This window comes from Streptomyces sp. NPDC021012, assembly GCF_044333355.1.
Classification (GTDB): domain Bacteria; phylum Actinomycetota; class Actinomycetes; order Streptomycetales; family Streptomycetaceae; genus Streptomyces.
Window position 1 is genome coordinate 13,016 of record NZ_JBIRQU010000011.1, and the last position, 24,093, is coordinate 37,108.

Below are 24,093 nucleotides of genomic sequence, written 5' to 3' on the forward strand. Positions count from 1 at the left end.
GCGGTCACCAGAGCTTGTTCACCGCCGTCTTCGCCGTCGTGCGGAAGGCGGCCAGCGGGGCGTCCTTCAGGTCGCCCATCCGGCCCCACCGGACGTAGGTGACGGTGCGGCCGTCGCGGCCCACGGCGAAGAGGTGGATGTCGGTGTTCCCGACCTGCGGGTCGGCGGTGTCCAGGCTGTAGACCCAGGCGCCCTCCTCCACGGCGAGCTTGCCGTGGTAGGCGCTGACGGCGTGCAGGCCCGGGTTCTGCCGCTCCAGGAGGGCGCCGCAGCCGGCGAGGGACTTGCGGAGGGTGTCGACCAGCTTCACCGCGTCGGCCTCGGTGCGGGCGACGGTGGTGATCTGGACGCCGTTGGTGTCGAGCTCGGTGGTGAACTCGCGGTAGCGGGTGTTCTGCGCCGGGATCCTGTACGGGGCGCAGAGGGCGCCGCCGTTCTCCGGGACGCCGGTGAAGACCCGGGTGGCGGTCCACGGCGTCGACGCCGCCGGCATCTGCGCGGCCGAGAGGAAGGCGGGCTGGGCGGCCGCCTGCGCCGGGGCGGCGGCGAGGGCGGCGAGGCCCAGAGCGGCAGCGGCGGTGGCCGCGAGTGCGGTACGGAACTTGTTCACGGTGCTGGATCCCCCGTCGGGTCGTTCGGTCAGTGCCCCACCACCCTCGGGCCCCCGCCCGCCCCCGGGCAACGGCGACGCGCCCTCCACCCGTCCCGGAACCATTCCACCCCCTCTGACGTGGGAGAACGCAAGAGGGGTGGAACGAGCGGGGGGCTGGTAGATGGGTGAGGTCGAGGAGTTCGCGGCGCGGGTGCGGGCGCTGAAGGAGCGCGACGGGCGCAGCTACGAGGCCCTGGCGCGGCGCCTCGGCGTCAGCGCCTCCACCCTGCACCGCTACTGCTCCGGCGCGGCCGTCCCGGAGGCCTTCGCCGTCCTCGGACGCCTTGCCCGGCTGTGCGGGGCCGGCACGGACGAGATCCGGGAACTGGAGGAGCACTGGCAGCGCGCGGACCTCATCCGCAGGCCACCGGCGAGGCCGGCCGGGGCGGTCGGGCCGGCCGAGCCCGACGGACCGGCCGAGCCGGTCGGATCAGTCGAGCCAGACGGACCGGTCGAGCCGATCAAGCCGGTCGGGCCCGAGCCCGTCACGCCCCGACCGCTCGCGCCGACCGTGGCCCCCGCCTACGAGGGCGCCCCCGCCCCCGCGCGGCCCCGCCGGAGGGCCCCGCTCGTGTTCGGCGCCGTCCTCGCCGTCCTCGCGCTCGCGCTCGTGGTCGCCCTGCTGCCGGGACGCGGCGGGAAGTCACAGGAGGCCGGGGCGCCGCTCCCGTTCACGTACACCGTCTCCTCCGATCTCTGGGAGAACGGCTGCGGGCACACCTATCTCGCCGACCGGCCCCCCGCCCGGGTCGGCGCGCCTCCGGTGCCCGTCGACGCCGGGCGGTGGGCGGGGGCGGTCGGGGCCGTGGACGGGGGGCAGACGCTCGTACGGGTCTCGGTGCAGGGGAAGGGGGCTTCCGCCGTCGTCCTGCAGGGGCTGCACGTGCGCGTGGTGGGAAGGGCGGGGCCGCTGCGCTGGGCGGCGTACCGCATGGACGAGGGGTGCGGCGGGGCCGTCACGCCGCGGCGGTTCGCCGTGGACCTCGACGCGCCGCGCCCGCTCGCGCGCCCGGTCGACGGGTACGACGCCTCCGGGGAGGAGGGGCGGGAGATCCCGGCCGTGAGGTTCCCGTACACCGTCACCGCGGCGGAGCCCGAGGAGCTGCTCGTCTCCGCCCGCGCCGCCCGCTGCGACTGCCGGTGGTACCTGGAGCTGGAGTGGAGCGCGGAGGGCAGGAGCGGCGTGGTGCGGATCGCGGACTCCGGCGGGGAGGCCTTCCGTACGAGCGGGCGGGCGAAGGGGGGCCCGGTGTACGGCTACGACTCGGCGAAGGGGCGCTGGATCACAGGCGCGGAGTCTGGACAGAGCGGGTGACCGCTGGGTAACTTCGGACAGAACAAGCTGAGCAAGCGCTTAGACAACTGGCCCGCACCGCACATCGGAGGAGACGCACCGTGCGCCGTACCGTATTCAACGAGGACCACGAGGCGTTCCGGGAGACCATCCGCGCCTTCATCGAGGCCGAGGTCGTCCCCGTCTACGACGAGTGGTTCGCCGCGGGCCAGGCGCCGCGCGAGTTCTACGACAAGCTCGGCGAGCTGGGCATCTTCGGCATCAACGTCCCCGAGGAGTTCGGCGGCGCGGGCCTGGACACCCACAAGTTCGAGGCCGTCCTGTACGAGGAGACCTCGCGCGCCGGCGTCCAGTTCGGCGGCTCCGGCGTCCACGTGCTGCTCGCCCTGCCGTACATCAAGATGCTCGCCACCGACGAGCAGAAGAAGCGCTTCCTGCCGAAGTTCGTCACCGGCGAGGAGATGTGGGCGCTCGCCATGACCGAGCCGGGCACCGGCTCCGACGTCGCGGGCATGAAGACCACCGCCAAGCTCTCCGAGGACGGCACCCACTACGTCCTCAACGGCGCCAAGACCTTCATCACCGGCGGCGTCCACGCCGACCGCGTGATCGTCTGCGCCCGCACCTCCGCCCCCTCCGAGGACGACCGCCGCTTCGGCATCTCGCTCTTCGCCGTCGACACCAAGTCCGAGGGCTACTCCATCGGCCGCAAGCTGGACAAGCTCGGCCTGCGCACCTCCGACACGGCCGAGCTGGCCTTCGTCGACGTCAAGGTGCCCGCCGAGGACCTGCTCGGCGAGGAGGGCAAGGGCTTCTACTACCTCGGCCACAACCTGGCCTCCGAGCGCTGGGGCATCGCCTTCGGCGCCTACGCCCAGGCCAAGGCCGCCGTCCGCTTCGCCCAGCAGTACGTCACGGACCGCACGGTCTTCGGCAAGCCGGTCGCCTCCTTCCAGAACACCAAGTTCGAGCTGGCCGCCTGCCAGGCCGAGGTCGACGCCGCCGAGGCCGTCGCCGACCGCGCCCTGGAGGCCCTGGACGCGGGCGAGCTCTCCCCCGCCGAGGCCGCCAGCGCCAAGCTGTTCTGCACCGAGGTCGCGCACCGCGTCATCGACCGCTGCCTCCAGCTGCACGGCGGCTACGGCTACATGAACGAGTACCCGATCGCCCGCCTGTACGCCGACAACCGCGTCAACCGCATCTACGGCGGCACCAGCGAGATCATGAAGTCGATCATCGCGAAGTCGATGGGCCTGTAAGTGCCCGACGCTCACACGGCTCTGGATGACCTGCTCGATCTGCTCGACCTGGAGCGGATCGAGCAGGACATCTTCCGGGGCGAGTCCCGCCCCTCGATCGTCCCCCGCGTCTTCGGCGGCCAGGTGGCCGCCCAGGCGCTGGTGGCGGCGGGGCGGACCGTCCCCGAGGACCGGCTCGCCCACTCCCTGCACGCGTACTTCCTGCGCGCCGGGGACCCGGGCGCGCCGATCGTCTACACGGTCGACCGCATCCGCGACGGCCGCTCCTTCACCACCCGCCGGGTCGTCGCCGTCCAGCACGGCCAGCCGATCTTCCACCTGTCGGCGTCCTTCCAGGCGTACGAGGAGGGGCTCGACCACCAGGTGGAGATGCCGGCGGCGCCGGACCCGGAGTCCCTGGAGACGCCGGCCGAGATGCTGCCCCGCCACCTCCCGCGCGAGGTCGCGGACCGGCTGATCGAGGCCAGGGCGGCGGTGGACCTGCGCTATGCCGAGACGCCCCCGTGGGGGACGGTCGGGCAGCCGCGCGAGCCGCGCTCCCAGGTCTGGTTCCGCACGAACGGCAAGCTGGCGGACGACCCGCTGCTGCACGTCGTCCTCGCCACGTACGTCTCCGACATGACGCTGCTCGACTCGATCCTGCTCGCGCACGGGCGGGGCGGCTGGGCGGTGGGCGACGTCGTGGGCGCCTCGCTCGACCACGCCATGTGGTTCCACCGGCCCTTCCGGGCCGACGAGTGGCTCCTGTACGACCAGGAGTCCCCGACCGCCTCCGGCGGGCGCGGCCTGGGCCAGGCGCGGATCTTCACCCAGGACGGGCGGCTGGCGATCTCCGTCATCCAGGAGGGTGTCGTTCGCGTCCCGCGCCGATGATCGGACATAGCGTCCGCATCATGCCGGAACAGGGAGAAAGCACCTTCACGGTGATCGTGGCGGCGGCGGCGAACCTCGGGATCGCCGTCGCCAAGGCCGTCGCGGGCATCGTCAGCGGCTCCAGCGCCATGCTCTCGGAGGCCGCCCACTCGGTCGCCGACACCGTCACCGAGGTCATGCTGCTGACCGCGCTGAAGCGGAGCGACAGGCCGGCCGACGAGGACCATCCCGTCGGCTACGCGGGCGAGCGCTACGTCTGGGCGCTGCTGGCCGCGGTCGCCACCTTCGTCGGCGGCGCGGTCTTCTCGATCTACGACGGGATCCACACGCTCACCCACGGCGAGGAACTCGGCGACCCGACGGTCTCGTACATCGTCCTGGGCATCGCCTTCCTCCTGGAGGGCTTCTCGCTGCGCACCGGCATCAAGCAGGTCAGGGCGGAGGCGGAGCGGATGAAGGCCCCCTTCGCCCAGTACCTCCGGCGGATGCCCGACACCACCGTCAAGGCGGTCGTGATGGAGGACTCCGCCGCCCTCGCCGGCCTCATGCTCGCGGCGGGCGGCCTGCTCGGCGTCCAGATCACCGGCTCCGCCGTCTGGGACGGCGTCGCCTCCATCCTCATCGGCGTCCTGCTCGTGTACGTGGCCTGGGTGCTGGGCCGCTCCAACGCCGAACTCCTCATCGGCCGCCCGGCCCCGCGCCGCATGCGCGAGGGCATCCGCGAGGAACTCCTCTCCGTCCCCCACGTCGTCGACGTCCTCGACCTGATCACCCTCATCCAGGGCCCCGGCGAGGTCCTCGTCGCCGCGAAGATCGACTTCCGCGACGTCTCCTCCGCCGAGCAGGTCGAATGGGCCTGCGAGGACGCCGAATCCCAACTCCGCGAGCGCTACCCGGCGATCGCCCGGGTCTACCTGGACCCGACACCGGGCGTGGAACAGCGCCGGCCCCGGCCGCCGACCGCTCCGGATCCGACCTGACAGACTCGATGCCGACTTCCGGACGGCCGCACAACCCCGAACGGCCTTTCCGAGTCCTGTGGTTGTGGCGCATGGACGCCACGACACAGGACCTGGAGGAAGCCCCCCTTGAAGCACCCCAGCCCGGCCGGCCGGAACCTCGCGGTCGCCGTCACCGTCGCCCTCGCCGTGACGGCCGGCACGGCCATGGCCACCGCTCCCGCCCTCGCCGCCCCTCGGGCGGTCACCGCCACCGCGGCGGAGCAGCAGACGGCCCCCTTCCCCCTCGGCTTCAACGAGCAGCTGCACGGCGGCGGCTCGACCGGCTTCCTGACCTGGTCCGATTCCAGCGACGGCGTGAACACCACCTGGCAGTGGCACCGGTCCGAGGACGGGGCCAGGACCACCCTGCCCAAGGGCGCCCCCGACTACAGCACCCCCACGGCAGCCACGGACAGCGACCGCGTCGCGGTGCAGACGGGGGGAAGCGCCTACCGGCTCCTGGACATGGCGGGCGGCGAACCCGTCGACATCGACACCAGCTCCGTCGGTGCGGGTGCGGAACTCTGGCAGGTCGCGGGCGACACCCTCGTGATGACCCGCCCCCGCAGCAGCCTCCACCTCGTCTCCAAGCCGGCGGGCACGGTCGTGCACCGCCAGGTGCAGGGCCTTCCCTCCGACGCGTACATCGAGAACGTCGTGTACTCCCCCTCCGGCGTCCTCGCCGTCCAGTACGAGGGCACGGTCGGCGGTGTGAAGGGGGATCGCCTGGCCGTCGTCGACCTCGCGGAGGCGAAGGTCGTCGAGGACCGGGCCGTGCCCGATTTCTTCCCCAATTCCGGCATCGCGGTCACGGCCACCCATCTGGCCTGGTCCGAGTGGCAGCCCGGCGGCTCCGTGACCCTGGTGACGGCCCGCCGGGGCGAGGCCGGATCGACGCGCCACACGCCCCTCCAGCCCAACGGCTCCTACGTGCCGGTCTCCCTGCTGGGGGACTGGGTCGTGTCCGGCGTGTCCGGAAAGGCCCTCTCGGCCGTCTCCCTCAAGGACGGCACGACCGTCACCGGTCTCCTCGGCGAGCTGTGGGACCTGGTCGGGGCCGGCGACGGCCTGCTGGCGCAGGGCACCACGCCGGAGCACGGCGCGGGCGTGTACAGGATCGGTCTCGGTGCGGACGGCCGGCCTGCCGTCACCCAGGTGGCGACCAACGGCGCGACCACGCCGGTCGCCGTCGTGGACGAGCAGGTGCCCGCCACGGCCGGCTTCGGCGCGGCCGGGTCCAGGGCGGCGCTGCGGTGGAACCTCAGCCGGGGCGACGTGGGGGTGAGCCTGCGGCTGACGCACAAGGCGACGGGCAGGACCTGGACGTCCGACAAGAAGCTCCTGGGGACGAACACCGAGGCGGCCTTCGAGTGGGACGGGACCTTCCCGAACGGGACCGCCGCCTACAACGGCGCCTACGAGTGGAGGGTGACCGTCACGCCGCTCAACGGCATCGGCGGGCAGATCGAGCGGTCCGGCACCCTCCAGGTCGCCAGCGGCACGGTCCCGCACGACTACTCGGACAGCGGCTCCCCCGACCTGCTCGTCCGGGACGGCGCGGGCCACCTCGCCTCGTACGACGTCCGGCAGTTCCTCGCGGCGCCGGAGAAGGAGTGGGAGCGGACCGAGCGGGGCGCCGGCTGGTCCGTGTACGACCGGCTGCTGTCCGCCGGGAACCTCGACGCGAACCCGTACGCGGACCTCGTCGCCCGCGACGGGCAGGGCGTCCTGTGGCTCTACTCGGGCACCGGCCGCGCCCTCTCCCAGCGGATCCGGATCGGCGCGGGCTGGGGCGTGTACACCACCCTCGCGGCGGGCTCCGACCTGACCGGCGACGGCCGCCCCGACCTCGTCGCCACCGACACGGCGGGCGTCCTCTGGCTGTACAAGGCCACCGGCGACGCCGCCAGGCCGTTCGCGCCGCGCGTCCGCGTCGGCGCCGGGTGGAACGCGTACGACCGCCTCACCGCCCCCGGCGACATCGGCGGCGCGAAGGCGGGCGACCTCCTCGCCCGCGACCGGACCGGCGTCCTGTGGCTGTACCTCGGCAAGGGTGACGGCACGTTCGCGCCCCGGACCAAGGTCGGCGGCGGGTGGAACACGTACCAGCAGCTCGTCAACATCGGCGACGTGGACCGGGACGGCCGCGCCGACCTGATCGCGGAGCGCGGCACCGGTTCCTGGTCCCTGCTCACCGTGTACAAGGGCACCGGCGACTGGAAGGCCCCCTTCGGCCCCGGGCAGACGCTCAACGTCCCGGCCCCGTACACCTCCGCGTCCGGCACCCGCCCCGTCGTCTTCTGACACCCCCGCGCAGCACCCCGCGCCGCCTCGGCGCGGGGTGCCCTGCCCTCCGGGCTCAGGCCGCCAGGCCCGCCGCGTTCAGCGTGTACGCCGTCAGGGGCTCGTAGAAGCGGGGGTCCAGGACGTGGTCGTCGAGGGGGATGGTGACCTGCATCGTGCCCTCGGCCTCGCCGATGAAGAGGGCGGGGTCGTTGCAGTCGGCGTAGCCGACGGAGTCGATACCCCGCTGGCCGGCGCGCCCCGCCCAGCCGTGGTCGGCGATGACCAGGTCGGGGCGGCCGTCCTCGCCGAGGGCGTCGAGGATGGCGTTCATCGGCTCCGGGGAGTGGGTGTGCCACAGGCTGGCGCCGCGCTCGAAGACGGCGACGTCGGCGAACTGCACGACGTACCCCTCGTCGGCGACGAGTCCGCCGGGGATGCGGACGATGTCGCAGCCCTGGGCGCGCAGCGCGGCGGCGACCCGGCTGTGGACGTCGATGAGCGCGCCGGGGTGGCCGGTCGCGAAGAGGACCCGCTCGCGGCCCGCGGCGGCCTTGCGGAGCCGGGCGGCCATCCGGTCGAGGCCGTCGACGGTGAGTTCGGGGTCGATGGTGTCCTGGCCGACCCGGTGGGCGGGGTCGTCGATCACGCCGCACCGCTCGGCCATGACGGCGAGCACGTCCTGCTCGTCGGTCCAGCGGTCGCCGAGTTCGAGGCCGAGCCAGTAGTGCCGGTCGCCGTTGGCGAGCTTGCGGTAGTGGGAGAGGTTGTTGTCGCGCGGGGTGGCGACGTCTCCCGCGATCCGGGTGCGGACGAGGTGCTCGACGAGGGCGGCGCGGCTGAGTATCGGCATGGGGCTCATTCTGTCCGAGCCCACCCCGCACCGGACAGCCGGTTCCGCCCCCTGGACCGGCGCGCCCCCGGCTTCTGCGGGGAGCGGCGGGCCGCCCGGGCCTCCGGCGCCGCCCCCGGTGGGCGCCGACGTCGAACCGTGAGGGCCCGCCGCCGCTACGCGCCCAGCGCCCCGAACGCCCCGTGCGCCAGCCGTCGCAGCAGGTCCTCCATGGGGCCGCGGCCGAGGGCGGCGAGGTGCGGGGTCGAGTTGAGCAGGCCGAAGACGGCGTGGACGGCGGTGCGGGACTCGGACTCGCCCGCGTCGGGGTGGAGCTCGCGGACGACCGCGACCCACAGTTCGACGTACTGCCGCTGGAGCTGCCGGACCCGCTTGCGGTCCTCGTCCTTGAGCCGGTCGAGTTCGCGGTCGTGGAGGGTGATCAGCGGCCGGTCGTCGAGGGCGAAGTCGATGTGCCCGTCGATGAGGGAGCCGAGCAGGGCGCGCGGGTCCCCGCCGGCCTCGGCCACGCGCAGCCGGCCGCCGGCCAGGAGCCGCTCGCTGATGCCCACCAGGAGCTCGGCGAGCATCGCGTCCTTCCCCGGGAAGTGCCGGTAGAGGCCGGGTCCGCTGATGCCGACGGCGGCCCCTATCTCGTCCACGCCGACGCCGTGGAAGCCGCGCTCGGCGAAGAGGCGGGCGGCCTCCTTGAGGATCTGCTCGCGTCGCGTCGGGGCGTCGGTCCGGGTGGGGCTCGTGGTCATGAAGTCAATTCTAGACAACCCGGTTAGCGGTCGTTAACCTTGGCGGCATACGTTAACGCTCATTAACCGGACAAGGGAGATCGGTCGATGCAGCAGGCACCTGTGCTGTCGAGTGCGGCGGATCCCGCCTCGCCGGCCTGGCAGGCCAACGAGGCGGCGCACCACGAGCTGGCCGCGACCCTGCGCGCCAAGCTCGCGGCGGCCGCCCTGGGCGGCGGTGAGAAGTCCAGGGCCCGGCACACCGCGCGCGGCAAGCTGCTGCCCCGGGACCGGGTGGACACGCTGCTCGACCCGGGCTCGCCGTTCCTGGAGCTGGCCCCGCTGGCGGCGAACGGGATGTACGGCGACCAGGCCCCGGCGGCCGGTGTCATCGCGGGCATCGGGCGGGTCTCCGGCCGCGAGTGCGTGATCGTGGCGAACGACGCGACCGTCAAGGGCGGCACGTACTACCCGATGACGGTGAAGAAGCACCTGCGGGCGCAGGAGGTGGCCCTGGAGAACCGGCTCCCGTGCCTCTACCTCGTGGACTCCGGCGGCGCCTTCCTGCCGATGCAGGACGAGGTCTTCCCGGACCGGGAGCACTTCGGCCGGATCTTCTTCAACCAGGCCCGGATGTCCGGCGCGGGCATCCCGCAGATCGCGGCGGTCATGGGCTCCTGCACGGCCGGCGGCGCGTACGTGCCCGCGATGAGCGACGAGGCCGTGATCGTACGGAACCAGGGCACGATCTTCCTGGGCGGTCCGCCGCTCGTGAAGGCGGCGACCGGCGAGGTCGTCACGGCCGAGGAGCTCGGCGGCGGCGAGGTCCACTCCCGGATCTCCGGCGTCACCGACCACCTCGCCGAGGACGACGCGCACGCGCTGCGGATCGTGCGGAACATCGTCGCCACGCTCCCCGAGCGCGGCCCGCTGCCCTGGAAGGTCGAGCCGGCCGAGGAGCCGAAGGTCGACCCGTACGGTCTCTACGGGGCCGTGCCCGTCGACTCCCGCACCCCCTACGACGTGCGCGAGGTCATCGCCCGGGTCGTGGACGGCTCCCGCTTCCAGGAGTTCAAGTCCGAGTACGGGCAGACGCTCGTCACCGGCTTCGCCCGGATCCACGGCCACCCCGTCGGCATCGTCGCCAACAACGGCATCCTGTTCGCCGAGTCCGCCCAGAAGGGCGCGCACTTCATCGAGCTGTGCGACCAGCGCGGCATCCCGCTCGTCTTCCTGCAGAACATCACCGGCTTCATGGTCGGCAAGGCGTACGAGCACGGCGGCATCGCCAAGCACGGCGCGAAGATGGTCACGGCCGTGGCCACCACCCGGGTCCCGAAGCTGACGGTCGTCGTCGGCGGTTCGTACGGCGCGGGCAACTACTCGATGTGCGGCCGGGCCTACTCCCCCCGCTTCCTGTGGATGTGGCCCAACGCCAAGATCTCGGTCATGGGCGGCGAGCAGGCCGCGTCCGTCCTCGCCACCGTCAAGCGCGACCAGCTCGGCGACGGGTGGAGCGCCGAGGAGGAAGAGGCCTTCAAGGCCCCGATCCGCGAGCAGTACGAGACGCAGGGCAGCGCCTACTACGCGACCGCCCGGCTCTGGGACGACGGGGTCATCGACCCGATGGAGACCCGGCAGGTCCTCGGCCTCGCCCTGACCGCCTGTGCCAACGCGCCCCTGGGTGACCCCCAGTTCGGCGTCTTCCGGATGTGAGGGGTACTCGGAGAATGTTCGACACCGTCCTTGTGGCCAACCGGGGCGAGATCGCCGTCCGCGTCATCCGCACCCTGCGGGAGATGGGCGTGCGCTCGGTGGCCGTCTACAGCGACGCGGACGCCGACGCCCGGCACGTACGGGAGGCGGACACGGCGGTGCGGATCGGTCCGGCGCCGGCCGCCGAGTCGTACCTGTCCGTCCCCGCCCTGCTCGACGCGGCCCGGCGGACCGGGGCGCAGGCCGTGCACCCCGGCTACGGCTTCCTCGCGGAGAACGCCGGCTTCGCGCAGGCCTGTGCCGACGCGGGCCTCGTCTTCATCGGCCCGTCCGCGACCGCGATCTCCCTCATGGGCGACAAGATCCGCGCGAAGGAGACCGTGAAGGCGGCGGGCGTCCCGGTCGTGCCCGGCGCGGCCGACCCCGAGATCGCCGCCGCGGCCCGTGAGCTGGGCGCGCCCGTCCTGCTGAAGCCCAGCGCGGGCGGCGGCGGCAAGGGCATGCGCCTGGTGCGGGACCTGGCGGTCCTGGACGAGGAGATCGCGGCGGCCCGCCGGGAGGCGCGGGCCTCCTTCGGCGACGACACGCTGCTCGTGGAGCGGTGGATCGACCGCCCCCGGCACATCGAGATCCAGGTCCTGGCGGACGCCCACGGAAACGTGATCCACCTGGGCGAGCGCGAGTGCTCGCTCCAGCGCCGCCACCAGAAGATCATCGAGGAGGCCCCGAGCGTCCTCCTCACCCCGGAGATCCGCGCCTCGATGGGCGCGGCGGCGGTCGAGGCGGCGCGCTCCTGCGGCTATGTGGGCGCGGGCACGGTCGAGTTCATCGTGCCGGGCGGCGACCCCTCCTCGTACTACTTCATGGAGATGAACACCCGCCTCCAGGTCGAGCACCCGGTGACCGAACTGATCACCGGCGTCGACCTGGTGGAGTGGCAGCTGCGGGTGGCGGCGGGCGAGCCGCTGCCCTTCGCGCAGGAGGACGTCCGGCTCGACGGCTGGGCGGTCGAGGCCCGCATCTGCGCCGAGGACCCCGCGCGCGGCTTCCTGCCCTCGGGCGGCACGGTCCTCGCGCTGCACGAGCCCCGGGGGAACGGCGTACGGACCGACTCCGGCCTCTCGGAGGGCACCGAGGTCTCCTCCCTCTACGACCCGATGCTGTCGAAGGTCATCGTCCACGCCCCCACCCGCGAGGCGGCCCTCCGCAAGCTCCGCGCGGCCCTCGCCGACCTGGTCACCCTGGGCGTCCCCACCAACGCGGGCTTCCTGCGCCGCCTCCTCGCCCACCCGGACGTGGTGAAGGGCAACCTGGACACGGGCCTGGTGGAGCGGGACGCGGATTCACTGGTCGACGCCTCGGTCCCGGAGGAGGTGTACGCGGCGGCGGCCGCCGTGCGGCTCGCCCGGCTGGCCCCGGCGCCCCGGGACGGCTGGACGGACCCCTTCTCGGTGCCGAACGGCTGGCGTCTGGGCGGCGCCCCGGCCCCGCTCTCCTTCCCCGTACGCGTACCCGGACTGGAGCCCGTGGCGGTCGAGGCCCCGGGCGGCGCCCGGGTCACGGCCACCGACGTGACCGTCACCGTGGACGGCGTCACCCACACCTTCCGCCGCGCGGGCGCCTGGCTCGGCCGGGACGGCGACTCCTGGCACGTGCTCGACCACGACCCCGTCGAGGCCGCCCTCTCCGGCGCCCGGCACGGCGGGGCCGACACCCTCGCCGCGCCCATGCCCGGGACCGTGACCGTCGTGAAGGTGACCGTCGGGGACGAGGTGGAGGCCGGGCAGAGCCTGCTGGTGGTCGAGGCGATGAAGATGGAGCACGTCATCTCCGCCCCGCACGCCGGCACCGTCACCGAGCTGGACGTCACGCCCGGCACCACCGTCGCCATGGACCAGATCCTGGCCGTGGTGACGCCCCGTGAGGAGGAGGACGCGTGAACCTGCCGATGACCGTGAAGGACCCCGCGCTCCCCGCCCGGGTCCGGATCCACGAGGTCGGTGCCCGGGACGGGCTGCAGAACGAGAAGACGGCCGTCCCGACGGAGGTGAAGGCCGAGTTCGTGCGGCGGCTCGCCGCCGCGGGCCTGACGACCATCGAGGCGACGAGCTTCGTGCACCCCAGGTGGGTGCCGCAGCTCGCCGACGCCGAGGAGCTGTTCCCGCGCGTCCGCGACCTGCCCGTGCGGCTCCCGGTGCTCGTGCCGAACGAGCGGGGTCTCGACCGGGCCCTCGCGCTCGGCGCCCGCGAGGTCGCCGTGTTCGCCTCGGCGACCGAGTCCTTCGCGAAGGCCAATCTGAACCGGACCGTCGACGAGGCGCTCGCGATGTTCGAGCCGACCGTCACCCGGGCCATAGAGGCCGGCCTCAAGGTGCGCGGCTACCTGTCGATGTGCTTCGGCGACCCCTGGGAGGGCGCCGTCCCCGTCGAGCAGGTCGTCCGGGTCACGAAGGCCCTCGCCGACATGGGCTGCGACGAGCTGAGCCTCGGGGACACGATCGGGGTCGCGACCCCCGGTCACGTCCAGGCCCTGCTGACGGGCCTCGACGAGGCCGGTGTCCCCACCTCCCGTATCGCCGTGCACTTCCACGACACCTACGGGCAGGCCCTGTCCAACACCCTGGCCGCCCTGCGCCACGGGGTGACCACGGTCGACGCCTCCGCCGGCGGCCTCGGCGGCTGCCCGTACGCGAAGAGCGCGACCGGCAATCTCGCCACCGAGGACCTCGTGTGGATGCTCGACGGTCTCGGCATCGAGACCGGGGTCGATCTGGCCGCCCTCACCGCCACGAGCGTGTGGATGGCCGAACAGCTGGGCCGGCCCAGCCCCTCCCGTACCGTCCGCGCCCTCTCCCACAAGGAGTGACGAAAGACATGTCCCTCGACCACCGGCTCTCCGAAGAGCACGAGGAACTCCGCCGCACCGTCGAGGAGTTCGCGCACGACGTCGTCGCGCCGAAGATCGGCGACTACTACGAGCGGCACGAGTTCCCGTACGAGATCGTCGCCGAGATGGGCCGCATGGGCCTGTTCGGCCTGCCGTTCCCCGAGGAGTACGGCGGCATGGGCGGCGACTACCTCGCCCTCGGGATCGCCCTGGAGGAGCTGGCCCGGGTCGACTCCTCCGTGGCCATCACCCTGGAGGCGGGCGTCTCGCTGGGCGCGATGCCGGTCTACCGCTTCGGCACCGAGGAGCAGAAGCGCGCGTGGCTGCCGAAGCTGTGCTCCGGCGAGATGCTCGGCGCCTTCGGCCTGACCGAGCCGGGCGCGGGCAGCGACGCCGGCGGCACCCGCACCACGGCCGTCCGGGACGGCGACCAGTGGGTCATCAACGGCTCGAAGTGCTTCATCACCAACTCCGGTACGGACATCACCGGTCTGGTGACGGTCACGGCGGTCACCGGCCGCAAGCCCGACGGGCGCCCGCTGATCTCCTCGATCATCGTGCCCTCCGGCACCCCGGGCTTCACGGTCGCCGCCCCGTACTCGAAGGTCGGCTGGAACGCCTCGGACACCCGTGAGCTGTCCTTCGACGACGTCCGCGTCCCGGTGGAGAACCTGCTCGGCGAGGAGGGCCGCGGGTACGCGCAGTTCCTGCGGATCCTGGACGAGGGCCGGGTCGCGATCGCGGCGCTCGCGACGGGCCTCGCGCAGGGCTGTGTGGACGAGTCGGTGAAGTACGCGAAGGAACGTCACGCCTTCGGCTCGGCGATCAGCACGTACCAGGCGATCCAGTTCAAGATCGCCGACATGGAGACCCGGGCGCACATGGCCCGGATCGGCTGGCGCGACGCGGCCTCCCGCCTCGTCCTCGGCGAGCCGTTCAAGAAGGAGGCGGCCGTCGCGAAGCTGTACTCCTCCACGGTGGCCGTCGACAACGCCCGTGACGCCACGCAGATCCACGGCGGCTACGGCTTCATGAACGAGTACCCGGTGGCCCGGATGTGGCGCGACTCGAAGATCCTGGAGATCGGCGAGGGCACCAGCGAGGTCCAGCGGATGCTGATCGCCCGGGAGCTGGGCCTCCCGGCCTGACGGGAAGCATGCACAGAAGGGGCGCGCGGCTTCAGGCCGCGCGCCCCTTCCTCATGTCATGCCTGATCAGGCCGTGATCGCTCCGGCGCCCTCGCCCGGCGTGGCGTTCCACTCCCGGATCCGGGCCGCGAGCGCGGCGAGGCGCGGGTCGAGCGGGCCGACGGCGATGTAGAAGAGGGACTCGTCCACCGGCTTGTCGTCACCGCCCCAGCGGACCACGCCGTCGCAGTCCGCGAGGATGGCGCGGACGGTGTCGGTCTGGAGCGGGAACAGCGTCCCCTGCGTCGCCCCGACACCCGGGCGGATCCGCACGGCCGTGCCGGACGCGAGGTTCGACTCGGGGTGGCGGCGGCGCACCTCCTTGGCGGGGCGCCAGCCGGCGAGGTCTCCGGCGTGGAGCTCCTCCACCTCGTAGTGGAAGCGGCGCACGACGTGGAGCAGGACGGTCTCGACGTCGCCGATCCACACCGGCACGGTCAGTCCGGCGCCGGCCACCGAGCGCGTCCACACCTGGGAGTCGCGGTCGACGTTGGTCTGGATGGTCCAGCCGTTCGCGGAGGTCGCCGGGCGCTTGGGCTTGCGGGCCCCCGGGACGGTGCCGTCGGCGGCGCCCGCGCTCGGCGCGGCGACGGCCGTGGCGGACAGGACCGGGCTGAGGGCGGCGGCCGCGCCCACGACGGCGGCGGTCCGCACGACCGTGCGGCGCGTCATCTTCTGCTGCATGTGCTTCGTGTCTCCTCTCAAGTCTTCGTCAGAACAGCCCGATCGCCAGGAAGGGCGCCAGGGAAGCCACCGCGCACACCGTCCAGAACACGGCCCCCGGGGCGGGTGTCCGGCGCGCGAGGCGCCGGTTCACCAGGCCCCAGACGAGGCCGTGGATCCCGAGGACCGGTACGAGGATGACCAGCCACAGCGACATGCCGTCGTTCTCGTTCGGGTCCTGCGTCGTCCACCCGAGGGCGGCGAGCGGCCCGTTGGCCAGGACGTACCAGACCAGGAAGTACGGAATGATTCCGGGCACGCCGAGCAGCAGGTTCACCACGGCCGGCACGAAAAGCTTCCTCATGCACCCATTCTTCGCGATCGGCGGGGGCCGCTAGGCGCGGCTGAGCGCGTTGTAGTTCTCCAGGACCTGGTACAGGCCGACGAGCTCGCGCCCGTACTGCGCCGCCTTGTCGCCGGTGCCGTTGTAGCGGGCGAGCAGGGCCTGCGTGTCGGCGAGGCTGGTGGTCAGCGACGGCGAGGGGATGCCGAGCTGGTAGGCGTTGTACATCGTCAGGTACGCGACCGAGCGGATGTTGTACTCGGGGTCCTGGAGCTGGTCCCAGACGGCCCTGGTGTCGGCGCTGGTCAGCGGGGTGGCGTTGAGGATGCCCTGCTGGATGCAGTAGTTCCGGGCCTGGATGGTGACCCAGGCGAAGATCTGGCCCCAGCCGGTGCTGCAGTCGTCCTTGAGGCCGGCCTTGACGGCCTCGTCGGCGACCGCGTCGAGCGCGTTCAGCTTGCGCAGCTCCCACAGGACGGGGGCCTGGATGAGCGCCTTGCGGATCTTGAGCGTCCTGGCGAGGTTGGTGAACAGGTAGTCGGCGTCGATGACGCGGTTGAAGGCCTCGGTGGTGGTGACGGCCCCGTACGTGACCCAGTCGCCGTCCAGGGTCCAGCCCTCGCCGCCGGTCTCGGGGACGCCGATGGAGGTGAGGTACGACTGGACGTCGGCGAGCAGGGGCGCCTTGTACGCGGCCTGGTTGAGGTCCCGGTCCAGGCCGGAGACGATCCCGGCGGGCGGGTCGAAGTCCGCCTGGCCCTGGTCCCGGCCGGAGGCCATGTCGTTGTCGATGTTGATGGCGCCGGACTTGAAGCCGTGCGCCTCGGCCCATTCGACGGCGTTGGTCGCATCGACGCCGCAGCGCCCTGGCCGTACTTGAATTGACTTCCTCCCCACCCTAATGGGCGGGGATTCCTACCACGGTCGTCTGACCGTCTCGGTGGGTTCCTGCTTCTTCGCGCTGTGCCGGGACAGGTCCCGGTCTTACCCGCGCTCGACAGGCTGACACCGCCAGTCCGGCGGCCTTGGCGACGTTGACCGCCGCGTTGATGTCCCGGTCCAGCCACCATCCGCAGCCCCGGCACTGCCAGACGCGGGTGTCGAGTGGCTTGGGCCCGTCCATGGTGCCGCAGTTGCAGCACACCTGTGAGGTCGGCTCGAAGCGGCCGATCCGGTGGAAGCCGCGCCCGTACCGAGCGGCTTTGTACTCCAGCATGACCAGGAAGCCAGACCATCCGGCGTCGTGGACGGACTTGGCCATGTGAGTGCGGGCGAGTCCCTTGACCGCCAGGTCCTCAACGGCAATCGCTTGGTTGTCGCGAATGATCCTCGTTGAGAGCTGGTGGTGAAACTCGCGCCGCGCATCGGCCACCCGCGCATGCGCACGGGCGACCCTGATGCGGGCCTTGTCCCTGTTCTTCGATCCCTTGGCCTTGCGGGACAGGCAGCGCTGTTCCCGCTTGAGCTTCTTCTCCGCCCGGCGCAGGAAGCGCGGGGATTCGATCTTCGTGCCGTCCGAGAGGATCGCGAAGTGGGTCAGGCCGAGATCGATACCGACCACGGCGTCCGTCTCGGGCAGCGTCTCATCCGGCTCGGTCTTCACCACGAACGAGGCGAAGTACCTGCCGGCGGCGTCCTTGACCACGGTTACCGTGGACGGCACGGAGGGGAGGTTACGGGACCACTTGATCCGCACATCGCCGATCTTCGGCAAGGACAGGTCCCCACCGGGCGTGATCTTCCAGCGCGCGTTGGCGGTGAACCGTACGGCCTGCCGATTGTCCTTGCGGGACTTGAACCGGGGCGCACCCATACGCGGGCGCTTGCCCTTCAGGCCGTCGAAGAAGTTCCTGTACGCGGTGTCCAGGTCCCGCAACGACTGCTGCAGCACCACGGCGGACACGCCGCCGAGCCACGCGCGTTCTTCAGTGAGCTTGGCCTCGGTGATCAGCAGCTTCGACAGATCCCCGATCCCGGGGAACGCCTCGCCTGCGGCGCGGGCGGTCTCACGAGCCCGCAGGGCATCGTTGTAGACCACGCGCGCGCACCCGAACGCCTGGGCCAGCGCAGTGCGCTGGGGACCAGTCGGGTACAGGCGGAAGCTGTACCTCAACTGCATACCGATCACCGTACGACAGTTGCTTTATAGCCGACTATCAGAATATTTGTGCTGATCGGCACTGCGCTTCACCCTTCACGCACACTTGGTTTTCGTGACGAAATGAGAAGATCGCGCGAGCCGCTCGCCGAAACGAGGATCCCCCCCTCCCGAATCAGCCCGCCCATAGCGAGCCGACCCCTCTGTTGATCATTATGAGGTTAGGCTAACCTCATCTTCATGACGAACGCCGAGACCGCCCCCTTCCAGTTCTTCTCCCTCCGGGTCGACCGGACCCGGCGGCTCGGCCCGTCCCTGGTCCGGATCACCTTCACCGGGGACGACCTGAAGAACTTCGCCACCGGGGGCCGCGACCAGTCGCTCTCCCTCTTCCTGCCGCACCCCGGCCAGGAGGCGCCGGTCCTGCCGCCCCTCGACGACCCGGACATGTACGCGATCCTCGGCGCCTGGCGCGCGATGCCCCACGACGAGCGGGCCGTGATGCGCTCGTACACCGTCCGCGAGCAGCGCACCGAGCCCGCACCCGAGATCGACATCGACTTCGCCCTCCACGCGGAGACGTCAGCCGCCGGCGCGGCGGGCGTCGGCCCCGCCTGCCGCTGGGCCGGGCGCGCCGAGCCCGGCGACCGGGTGGTGGTCCTGGGCCCGGCGGTCGCCGAGAACACGGGCGTCCGCTTCCGGCTGCCGGAGGACGCCGACTCCGTACTGATCTGGGCCGACGAGACGGCCCTCCCCGCCGCCTCCGCGATCCTGGAGTGGCTGCCGGCCGAGACCCGCGCCCGGGTGTTCCTGGAAGTGCCGTACTCCGGCGACCGGATGGAGCTCGCGACCCGGGCGGACGCCACGGTCACCTGGCTCGTACGGGAGGAGGGGGCACCGTCCGCCGTGGACGCGGTGTCCGGCACCGAACTGCCCGGGGAGGCCCCGTACGTCTGGATCGCGGGCGAGTCGGGGGTCGTGAAGGCGCTGCGCCGCCACTTCGTACGGGAGCGGGGACTGAACCGGCGCCGGGTCACCTTCGTCGGCTACTGGCGCAAGGGCCTGTCGGAGGACGCCCTGCGCGAGGTGCCGGACGAGACGCAGGAAGAGGCGTAGCGAACGAGCCATTCACCGGCAGCCCCTCGGTCCATCGGGACCGGGGGGCTTTCTCGTGATTGAAATTAGGTTAGGCTAACCTTACTTAAGCCGACCGAGTCCGCTCCCGGAAGGGCCCCCACATGCGCTCCCACCTCCTCAACGACACGACGGCGGACGTCTACCGACGTTCCGTCACCGAAGGAGTCGAGCGGGTGGCGAGCAAACTCGCCGCGACCCGAGGTCCCTTCACCGGCGTCACGCCCGCCGAGCTGGCCCCCGTGATCGACGCCGTCGACCTCGACCGGCCGCTCGGCGACTCCTCCGCCGTCCTCGACGAGCTGGAGAGCGTCTACCTCCGCGACGCCGTCTACTTCCACCACCCCCGCTACCTCGGGCACCTCAACTGCCCGGTGGTCATCCCCGCCGTCCTCGGCGAGGCCGTCCTCTCGGCGGTCAACTCCTCACTCGACACCTGGGACCAGAGCGCCGGCGGCACCCTCATCGAGCGGAAACTGATCGACTGGACCGCCGGCCGGATCGGCCTCGGCCCGCTCGCCGACGGCGTGTTCACCAGCGGCGGCACCCAGTCCAACCTCCAGGCCCTGCTGCTCGCCCGCGAGGAGGCCGGGGCGGCCGACCTGTCGAAGCTGCGGATCTTCTCCTCCGAGTGCAGCCACTTCAGCGTCCAGAAGTCCGCCCAACTGCTCGGCCTCGGCCGCGACGCCGTCGTCCCCGTCCCCGTCGACGCGGACAAGCGGATGCAGTCCGTCGTCCTCGCCGCCGAGCTGGAGGCCTGCCGCGCCGAGGGCCTGGTCCCCATGGCGATCGTCGCCACCGCCGGCACCACCGACTTCGGCTCCATCGACCCGCTGCCCGAGATCGCCGCCCTCGCCGGGGAGTACGGCGCCTGGATGCACGTCGACGCGGCCTACGGCTGCGGACTGCTCGCCTCCCGCACCCGCCGCCACCTCCTGGACGGCATCGAGCGGGCCGACTCCGTCACCGTCGACTACCACAAGTCCTTCTTCCAGCCGGTGAGTTCTTCCGCCCTCCTGGTCCGCGACGGCGCCACCCTGCGCCACGCGACGTACCACGCGGACTACCTCAACCCCCTCCGGACGCTCGCCGAGCGGATCCCCAACCAGGTCGACAAGTCCCTCCAGACCACCCGCCGCTTCGACGCGCTCAAGCTCTGGATGACCCTGCGCGTGATGGGCGCCGACGGCGTCGGGGAGCTCTTCGACGAGGTCTGCGACCTGGCCGCCGAAGGCTTCGCGCTGCTCACCGCCGACCCGCGCTACGAGGTCGTCGTCGAGCCGCGGCTCTCCACCCTCGTCTACCGCTACGTCCCGGAGGCCGCCGCCTCCCCCGAGGACGTCGACCGGGCCAACCTGCATGCCCGCAAGGCCCTGTTCGCCTCCGGCGAGGCCGTCGTCGCCGGCACCAAGGTCGACGGCCGCCAGTACCTCAAGTTCACCCTGCTCAACCCCGAGACGACGCCGGCCGACATCGCCGCAGTCCTCGACCTCATCGCCGGCCACGCCGAGCAGTACCTGGGAGAGAACCTTGTCCACGCAGCCTCTTGACTTCATCGGCATCGGGCTCGGTCCGTTCAACCTCGGACTCGCCTGCCTGACCGAGCCGATCGACGAACTGAACGGCGTCTTCCTGGAGTCGAAGCCGGACTTCGAGTGGCACTCGGGGATGTTCCTCGAAGGCGCCCACCTCCAGACCCCGTTCATGTCGGACCTGGTCACCCTCGCGGACCCGACCTCGCCGTACTCCTTCCTCAACTACCTGAAGGAGAAGGGCCGCCTCTACTCCTTCTACATCCGCGAGAACTTCTACCCGCTGCGGACCGAGTACAACGACTACTGCCGCTGGGCCGCCGGGAAGCTCACCTCGATCCGCTTCTCGACGACGGTCACGACGGTCGCGTACGACGGGGCGGAAGAGCTCTACGTGGTCACCACCGCGTCCGGAGAAACGTTCCGGTCGCCCCGGCTCGTCCTCGGCACCGGCACCCCGCCCCACATCCCCGAGACCTGCGAGGGCCTCGGCGGCGACCTGATCCACAACTCGCGCTACCTCCCGAACAAGGAGGAGCTCCAGAAGAAGAAGTCGATCACCCTGGTCGGCAGCGGCCAGAGCGCGGCGGAGATCTACTACGACCTGCTGTCGGAGATCGACGTCCACGGCTACCGCCTGAACTGGGTCACCCGCTCCCCCCGCTTCTTCCCCCTCGAATACACCAAGCTCACCCTGGAGATGACCTCCCCGGAGTACGTGGACTACTTCCACGCCCTGCCCGAGGAAACCCGCTACCGCCTGGAGACGGCGCAGAAGGGCCTCTTCAAGGGCATCGACGGCGAGCTCATCGACGCCATCTTCGACCTGCTCTACCAGAAGAACCTGAACGGCCCGGTCCCCACCCGCCTCCTCACCAACTCGGCCCTGCGCTCGGCCTCGTACGACGACACGACGGGCACGTACGCGCTCGGCTTCCGCCAGGAGGAGCAGGAGAAGGACTTCACGATCGACACCGAGGGCCTGATCCTCGCCACCGGCTACAGGTACGCCGTCCCCGCCTTCCTGGAACCGATCCGCGACCGCCTCCGCTTCGACGGCCGGGGCCGCTTCGACGTGGCCCGCAACTACGCGGTCGACACCACGGGCCGCGGGATCTTCCTGCAGAACGCCGGCGTGCACACGCACTCGATCACCTCGCCCGACCTGGGCATGGGCCCGTACCGGAACGCCTACATCATCGGGGAGATGCTGGGCTCCGAGTACTACCCGGTAGAGAAGACCATCGCGTTCCAGGAGTTCGCCGCATGACCGACCGGACCATCCGCATACGCCCGCTCGACCCCCTCGCGGACGCCGAGCTGATCCACCCCTGGGTCACCCACCCCAAGGCCGCCTTCTGGATGATGCAGGACGCGAAGCTCCAGGACGTCGAGCGCGAGTACATGGCGATCGCCGCCCACCCGCACCACGACGCCTTCATCGGCCTCGTCGACGGCGAGCCGGCCTTCCTGATGGAGCGCTACGACCCCGCGGAGGTCGAGCTGGTCGGCCTGTACGAGCCGCTCCCCGGCGACGTGGGCATGCACTTCCTGGTCGCCCCGACCGACACCCCGGTCCACGGCTTCACGCGTACGGTCATCACCGCCGTGATGACGGAACTGTTCGCCGACCCGGCGACCGCCCGCGTGGTCGTCGAACCCGACGTCCGCAACAAGGCCGTCCACGCCCTCAACGAGGCCGTCGGCTTCGTGCCCGACCGGGAGATCCGGAAGCCCGAGAAGACGGCCCTCCTGAGCTTCTGCACCCGCGCCCAGTTCGAGACCGCCGTCGGAGCCTCCGTATGAACCCCGTCGCACACCTCACCCCCGAGCGCTGGGCCGCCGCCAACCGCGCCCTGATCCGCAAGGGCCTCGCCGAGTTCGCCCACGAGCGGCTGATCGACCCGCGGGAGCTGGGCGAGAGCCGCTACCGGGTCCTCAGCGACGACGGCACGACCGAGTACCGCTTCACGGCCGACCGTTTCGCGCTCGACCACTGGCAGGTCTACCCGGACTCCATCAGCCGCCACCGGGGCGACGAACAACTCCCCCTGGACGCGCTCCAGTTCATCACCGAACTGCGCGGCTCCCTCGGCCTGAGCGACGAGATCCTCCCCGTCTACCTGGAGGAGATCTCCTCCACCCTGGCCGGTACGGCGTACAAGGCGACCAAGCCGCCCGTGACCTCCGCCGAACTGGCCCGCGCCGGCTTCCAGGCGATCGAGACGGGGATGACCGAGGGCCACCCCTGCTTCGTCGCCAACAACGGCCGGCTGGGCTTCGGAGTCGACGAGTACCGCGCGTACGCCCCCGAGGCGGCATCTCCGATCCACCTGATCTGGCTGGCCGCGCACCGCGACCGGACCACCTTCACGGCGGGCGCGGACCTCGCGTACGAGACGTTCATCCGCGCCGAACTGGGCGACGCGACGGTGGACGGCTTCGCCGCGACCCTCGCCGAGCGCGGCCTGGACCTCTCCGACTACCTCCTCGTACCGGCCCACCCCTGGCAGTGGTGGAACAAGCTGTCCGTCACCTTCGCCGCCGAGGTGGCGCAGCAGCGCCTGGTGTACCTGGGCGAGGGCGACGACGCGTACCTGGCGCAGCAGTCGATCCGTACGTTCTTCAACACGGCGGACCCGGCGAAGCACTACGTGAAAACGGCCCTGTCCGTCCTCAACATGGGCTTCATGCGCGGCCTTTCGGCGGCGTACATGGAGGCGACCCCGGCGATCAACGACTGGCTGCACGGCCTGATCGAGTCCGACTCCACCCTGAAGTCGGCCCGTTTCTCGATCATCCGCGAGCGGGCGGCGGTCGGCTACCGGCACCTGGAGTACGAGGCCGCCACCGACCGCTACTCCCCCTACCGCAAGATGCTGGCCGCGCTCTGGCGCGAGTCCCCCGTCCCGACGCTCGCCGAGGGCGAGCGCCTGGCGACGATGGCGTCCCTGCTCCACGTGGACCACGCGGGCGCCTCGTTCACGGGCGCGCTGATCAAGGAATCGGGCCTGCCGCCGGCCACCTGGCTCCGCCGGTACCTGGACGCCTACCTCCTTCCGATCCTGCACTGCTTCTACGCGTACGACCTCGTCTACATGCCGCACGGCGAGAACGTGATCCTCGTCCTCGACGAGCGGGGCGCCGTCGTCCGCGCGATCTTCAAGGACATCGCGGAGGAGATCTGCGTGATGGACCCGGCGGCGGTCGTCCCGCCGGCGGTGGAGCGCATCCGCGCCGAGGTCCCCGAGGACATGAAGCTCCTCTCGGTCTTCACCGACGTCTTCGACTGCTTCTTCCGCTTCCTGGGCGCGACCCTGGCCGCGGAGGGCGCCCTCACGGAGGACGACTTCTGGCGCACGGTCGCGGAGTGCGTCCGCGCCTACCAGACGTCCCACCCGGAACTGTCGGACCGCTTCACCCGGTACGACATGTTCGCGGAGACCTTCGCCCTCTCCGCCCTCAACCGCCTCCAGCTCCGCAACAACAAGCAGATGGTCGACCTCGCGGACCCCTCGGCGGCCCTCCAGCTCGTCGGCGACCTCTCGAACCCGATCGCCCGCTTCGCCTGACCTCCCCCGAACCGATGCGAGCCC

The 24,093-nt window shown here is 71.6% G+C and carries 21 protein-coding genes; 14 read left to right on the forward strand and 7 right to left on the reverse strand.

Features of this window, described 5'->3' with window-relative positions; genetic code table 11:
- Positions 1–4 precede the first annotated feature (4 nt).
- Entirely contained in the window at positions 5–610 is a 606-nt protein-coding gene (locus ACH4TP_RS30145) for a hypothetical protein (protein ID WP_398439692.1), read from the reverse strand.
- Between the two features lie 163 nt (positions 611–773).
- On the opposite strand from ACH4TP_RS30145, the gene ACH4TP_RS30150 reads away from it, so the two are divergent.
- The 5 genes from ACH4TP_RS30150 (at position 774) to ACH4TP_RS30170 (ending at position 7,383) form a co-directional block, all read left to right on the forward strand.
- Positions 774–1,967, forward strand: coding sequence for a helix-turn-helix domain-containing protein (locus tag ACH4TP_RS30150; protein WP_398439693.1), 1,194 nt, complete (start codon positions 774–776; stop codon positions 1,965–1,967).
- Between the two features lie 80 nt (positions 1,968–2,047).
- Positions 2,048–3,205: an acyl-CoA dehydrogenase family protein gene (locus ACH4TP_RS30155; RefSeq protein ID WP_041129344.1), complete on the forward strand. Its 1,158-nt coding sequence runs from the start codon at positions 2,048–2,050 to the stop codon at positions 3,203–3,205.
- Complete coding sequence (locus tag ACH4TP_RS30160) at positions 3,206–4,078, forward strand: acyl-CoA thioesterase (RefSeq protein WP_389222168.1); 873 nt, start codon at positions 3,206–3,208, stop codon at positions 4,076–4,078. It abuts the gene before it with no gap.
- Positions 4,075–5,058 (forward strand): cation diffusion facilitator family transporter, encoded by a 984-nt coding sequence (locus tag ACH4TP_RS30165; RefSeq protein ID WP_398439694.1) that lies wholly within the window; start codon positions 4,075–4,077, stop codon positions 5,056–5,058. The genes ACH4TP_RS30160 and ACH4TP_RS30165 overlap by 4 nt, the downstream gene beginning before the upstream one ends.
- A gap of 108 nt (positions 5,059–5,166) precedes the next feature.
- Positions 5,167–7,383, forward strand: coding sequence for an FG-GAP repeat domain-containing protein (locus ACH4TP_RS30170; RefSeq protein WP_398439695.1), 2,217 nt, complete (start codon positions 5,167–5,169; stop codon positions 7,381–7,383).
- A 55-nt stretch (positions 7,384–7,438) separates the two neighbouring features.
- Here the strand turns inward: ACH4TP_RS30170 and ACH4TP_RS30175 are convergent, their stop codons facing one another.
- Both ACH4TP_RS30175 and ACH4TP_RS30180 read right to left on the reverse strand, forming a co-directional pair.
- Entirely contained in the window at positions 7,439–8,215 is a 777-nt protein-coding gene (locus tag ACH4TP_RS30175) for a phosphatase (protein WP_398439696.1), read from the reverse strand.
- A gap of 155 nt (positions 8,216–8,370) precedes the next feature.
- Positions 8,371–8,958, reverse strand: coding sequence for a TetR/AcrR family transcriptional regulator (locus ACH4TP_RS30180; protein WP_389222176.1), 588 nt, complete (start codon positions 8,956–8,958; stop codon positions 8,371–8,373).
- 87 nt (positions 8,959–9,045) lie between these two features.
- Here ACH4TP_RS30180 and ACH4TP_RS30185 point away from each other — a divergent pair, with 87 nt between their 5' ends.
- From ACH4TP_RS30185 to ACH4TP_RS30200, 4 genes are read left to right on the forward strand one after another with little or no spacing between them, the layout of a single operon-like run.
- Positions 9,046–10,653 (forward strand): carboxyl transferase domain-containing protein, encoded by a 1,608-nt coding sequence (locus ACH4TP_RS30185; protein WP_389222178.1) that lies wholly within the window; start codon positions 9,046–9,048, stop codon positions 10,651–10,653.
- A 14-nt stretch (positions 10,654–10,667) separates the two neighbouring features.
- On the forward strand, positions 10,668–12,593 hold the full coding sequence (locus ACH4TP_RS30190; protein WP_398439697.1) for an acetyl/propionyl/methylcrotonyl-CoA carboxylase subunit alpha: 1,926 nt from the start codon (positions 10,668–10,670) through the stop codon (positions 12,591–12,593).
- Positions 12,590–13,519, forward strand: coding sequence for a hydroxymethylglutaryl-CoA lyase (locus tag ACH4TP_RS30195; RefSeq protein ID WP_398439698.1), 930 nt, complete (start codon positions 12,590–12,592; stop codon positions 13,517–13,519). Before ACH4TP_RS30190 ends, ACH4TP_RS30195 begins: the two co-directional genes overlap by 4 nt.
- Before the next feature lie 8 nt (positions 13,520–13,527).
- Complete coding sequence (locus ACH4TP_RS30200) at positions 13,528–14,688, forward strand: acyl-CoA dehydrogenase family protein (protein ID WP_389222184.1); 1,161 nt, start codon at positions 13,528–13,530, stop codon at positions 14,686–14,688.
- 66 nt (positions 14,689–14,754) lie between these two features.
- Here ACH4TP_RS30200 and ACH4TP_RS30205 read toward each other — a convergent pair whose 3' ends face one another.
- Genes ACH4TP_RS30205 through ACH4TP_RS30220 form a run of 4 tightly spaced genes read right to left on the reverse strand, consistent with a single transcriptional unit; the run spans position 14,755 to position 17,852 of the window.
- A complete protein-coding gene (locus ACH4TP_RS30205) occupies positions 14,755–15,411 on the reverse strand; it encodes a hypothetical protein (protein ID WP_398188831.1) in 657 nt (218 codons plus the stop codon).
- 28 nt (positions 15,412–15,439) lie between these two features.
- A complete protein-coding gene (locus tag ACH4TP_RS30210) occupies positions 15,440–15,754 on the reverse strand; it encodes a hypothetical protein (protein WP_398439699.1) in 315 nt (104 codons plus the stop codon).
- A 30-nt stretch (positions 15,755–15,784) separates the two neighbouring features.
- Positions 15,785–16,630 carry a hypothetical protein gene (locus ACH4TP_RS30215; RefSeq protein ID WP_398439700.1) on the reverse strand — a complete coding sequence of 282 codons (846 nt, stop codon included), beginning with the start codon at positions 16,628–16,630 and terminating at the stop codon, positions 15,785–15,787.
- 1 nt (position 16,631) lies between these two features.
- The gene (locus ACH4TP_RS30220; RefSeq protein WP_398439778.1) at positions 16,632–17,852 is read right to left on the reverse strand and encodes an RNA-guided endonuclease InsQ/TnpB family protein; all 1,221 of its coding nucleotides are present in this window, start codon (positions 17,850–17,852) and stop codon (positions 16,632–16,634) included.
- A gap of 219 nt (positions 17,853–18,071) precedes the next feature.
- Between ACH4TP_RS30220 and ACH4TP_RS30225 the strand changes: the two genes are divergently transcribed.
- The 5 genes from ACH4TP_RS30225 to ACH4TP_RS30245 all read left to right on the forward strand — a co-directional run bounded on the left by ACH4TP_RS30225 (position 18,072) and on the right by ACH4TP_RS30245 (position 24,069).
- Complete coding sequence (locus tag ACH4TP_RS30225; protein WP_398439701.1) at positions 18,072–18,947, forward strand: siderophore-interacting protein; 876 nt, start codon at positions 18,072–18,074, stop codon at positions 18,945–18,947.
- Positions 18,948–19,069: 122 nt separating this feature from the next.
- The gene (locus ACH4TP_RS30230) at positions 19,070–20,515 is read left to right on the forward strand and encodes a pyridoxal phosphate-dependent decarboxylase family protein (protein WP_389222194.1); all 1,446 of its coding nucleotides are present in this window, start codon (positions 19,070–19,072) and stop codon (positions 20,513–20,515) included.
- Complete coding sequence (locus ACH4TP_RS30235) at positions 20,496–21,767, forward strand: lysine N(6)-hydroxylase/L-ornithine N(5)-oxygenase family protein (RefSeq protein ID WP_398439702.1); 1,272 nt, start codon at positions 20,496–20,498, stop codon at positions 21,765–21,767. The genes ACH4TP_RS30230 and ACH4TP_RS30235 overlap by 20 nt, the downstream gene beginning before the upstream one ends.
- A complete protein-coding gene (locus ACH4TP_RS30240) occupies positions 21,764–22,303 on the forward strand; it encodes a GNAT family N-acetyltransferase (RefSeq protein ID WP_398188817.1) in 540 nt (179 codons plus the stop codon). Before ACH4TP_RS30235 ends, ACH4TP_RS30240 begins: the two co-directional genes overlap by 4 nt.
- Positions 22,300–24,069: an IucA/IucC family protein gene (locus ACH4TP_RS30245; RefSeq protein WP_398439703.1), complete on the forward strand. Its 1,770-nt coding sequence runs from the start codon at positions 22,300–22,302 to the stop codon at positions 24,067–24,069. The genes ACH4TP_RS30240 and ACH4TP_RS30245 overlap by 4 nt, the downstream gene beginning before the upstream one ends.
- The last annotated feature ends 24 nt before the right edge of the window (positions 24,070–24,093 follow it).

What these genes read in the sequence shown, in the direction of transcription:
- ACH4TP_RS30150 (WP_398439693.1), top strand. Translation starts at nt 774, where the DNA reads ATGGGTGAGGTCGAGGAGTTCGCGGCGCGGGTGCGGGCGCTGAAGGAG.
- ACH4TP_RS30165 (WP_398439694.1), top strand. Translation starts at nt 4,075, where the DNA reads ATGATCGGACATAGCGTCCGCATCATGCCGGAACAGGGAGAAAGCACC.
- ACH4TP_RS30175 (WP_398439696.1), bottom strand. Translation starts at nt 8,215, where the DNA reads ATGCCGATACTCAGCCGCGCCGCCCTCGTCGAGCACCTCGTCCGCACC.
- ACH4TP_RS30180 (WP_389222176.1), bottom strand. Translation starts at nt 8,958, where the DNA reads ATGACCACGAGCCCCACCCGGACCGACGCCCCGACGCGACGCGAGCAG.
- ACH4TP_RS30185 (WP_389222178.1), top strand. Translation starts at nt 9,046, where the DNA reads ATGCAGCAGGCACCTGTGCTGTCGAGTGCGGCGGATCCCGCCTCGCCG.
- ACH4TP_RS30190 (WP_398439697.1), top strand. Translation starts at nt 10,668, where the DNA reads ATGTTCGACACCGTCCTTGTGGCCAACCGGGGCGAGATCGCCGTCCGC.
- ACH4TP_RS30200 (WP_389222184.1), top strand. Translation starts at nt 13,528, where the DNA reads ATGTCCCTCGACCACCGGCTCTCCGAAGAGCACGAGGAACTCCGCCGC.
- ACH4TP_RS30205 (WP_398188831.1), bottom strand. Translation starts at nt 15,411, where the DNA reads ATGCAGCAGAAGATGACGCGCCGCACGGTCGTGCGGACCGCCGCCGTC.
- ACH4TP_RS30210 (WP_398439699.1), bottom strand. Translation starts at nt 15,754, where the DNA reads ATGAGGAAGCTTTTCGTGCCGGCCGTGGTGAACCTGCTGCTCGGCGTG.
- ACH4TP_RS30220 (WP_398439778.1), bottom strand. Translation starts at nt 17,852, where the DNA reads ATGCAGTTGAGGTACAGCTTCCGCCTGTACCCGACTGGTCCCCAGCGC.
- ACH4TP_RS30225 (WP_398439701.1), top strand. Translation starts at nt 18,072, where the DNA reads ATGACGAACGCCGAGACCGCCCCCTTCCAGTTCTTCTCCCTCCGGGTC.
- ACH4TP_RS30230 (WP_389222194.1), top strand. Translation starts at nt 19,070, where the DNA reads ATGCGCTCCCACCTCCTCAACGACACGACGGCGGACGTCTACCGACGT.
- ACH4TP_RS30240 (WP_398188817.1), top strand. Translation starts at nt 21,764, where the DNA reads ATGACCGACCGGACCATCCGCATACGCCCGCTCGACCCCCTCGCGGAC.
- ACH4TP_RS30245 (WP_398439703.1), top strand. Translation starts at nt 22,300, where the DNA reads ATGAACCCCGTCGCACACCTCACCCCCGAGCGCTGGGCCGCCGCCAAC.